This is a genomic window from Thalassolituus sp. UBA2009 (genome assembly GCF_002335285.1).
Taxonomy (GTDB): Bacteria; Pseudomonadota; Gammaproteobacteria; order Pseudomonadales; family Oceanobacteraceae; genus Venatoribacter; species Venatoribacter alkanivorans.
Window position 1 is genome coordinate 169,929 of the sequence record NZ_DDCJ01000143.1, and the last position, 1,071, is coordinate 170,999.

General features: G+C 57.0%; 1 protein-coding gene. It reads right to left on the minus strand.

Annotation, left to right across the window (positions count from 1 at the left end; all coding sequences use genetic code 11):
• Nucleotides 1-980, minus strand: a 980-nt coding sequence (locus B3P58_RS17965) for an aspartate aminotransferase family protein (protein ID WP_286719449.1), incomplete at its 3' end; no start/stop codon positions are given.
• Nucleotides 981-1,071: the final 91 nt, after the last annotated feature.

The following is a 1,071-nucleotide window of genomic DNA, read 5'->3' on the forward strand; positions in this document are numbered from 1 at the left end:
CCGTGGCCACGGATTTCGAGCAGACGCTCGCTGTTGTTCAGGCGCGCACGGAAACCGTCACGCAGGTAATCGCCCATGGTGCGGGCGTGATCACACAGATTCTCTTGTTCAATGGTCTCAACCACCGCCAGTGCTGCCGCACAGGCCAGCGGGTTACCGCCATAGGTTGAGCCATGATTGCCCGGCTGCAGTACCTGGGCCGCTTTGCCCTGAGCCAGACAGGCACCAATAGGCACGCCGTTACCCAGACCTTTGGCGGTGGTTACGACATCCGGGCGGAAGCCAAAGTGCTGGTAGCAGAAATAGGTGCCGGTCCGGCCGTTACCGGTTTGTACTTCGTCGAGCATCATCAGCAGCTGGTGGTCATCACACAGGGCACGTACGCCGGTCAGATAGTCGGCGCTGGCAGTCGCCAGACCGCCTTCGCCCTGTACCGGTTCCAGCATTACCGCAACGACATTCGGGTTGGCTTTGACGACGGCTTTTATGGCATCCAGATCCTGATAAGGCACACGGATAAAACCATTGAGCAGCGGGCCAAAGCCTTCCTGCACCTTGGTGTTACCGGTAGCGGTCAGGGTGGCCATGGTACGGCCGTGGAAGGCCTTGGTCATAACAATGATGACAGGCTCATGGATGCCGCGGTCGTGACCGTATTTACGCGCAATTTTAATCGCCGCTTCGTTGGCTTCGGCACCGGAGTTGGAGAAAAACACGTTTTCCATACCGGAGACACGTACCAGTGCTTCAGCCAGCGCCTGCTGCTTGCTGATGCCATACAGGTTTGAGGTGTGAATCAGCTTGTCAGCCTGCTCACGGATAGCCGCCGTGACCGCAGGGTGGGCATGACCCAGACCGCATACGGCAATACCACTGAGCGCATCCAGATAGCGTCGGCCCTGAGTATCAATAACCCAGCTGCCTTGTCCACTTTCAAACGTTACGGGTAACCGCCCGTAGGTATTCATGATGGCTTGCATATCACTCAAATCCTCTGAAACGCAAAAAGGCAGCCTTGGCTGCCCCGGAAGGGTCAGCATCATACGAAAGGGCCGTAACTTTGTAAATGTT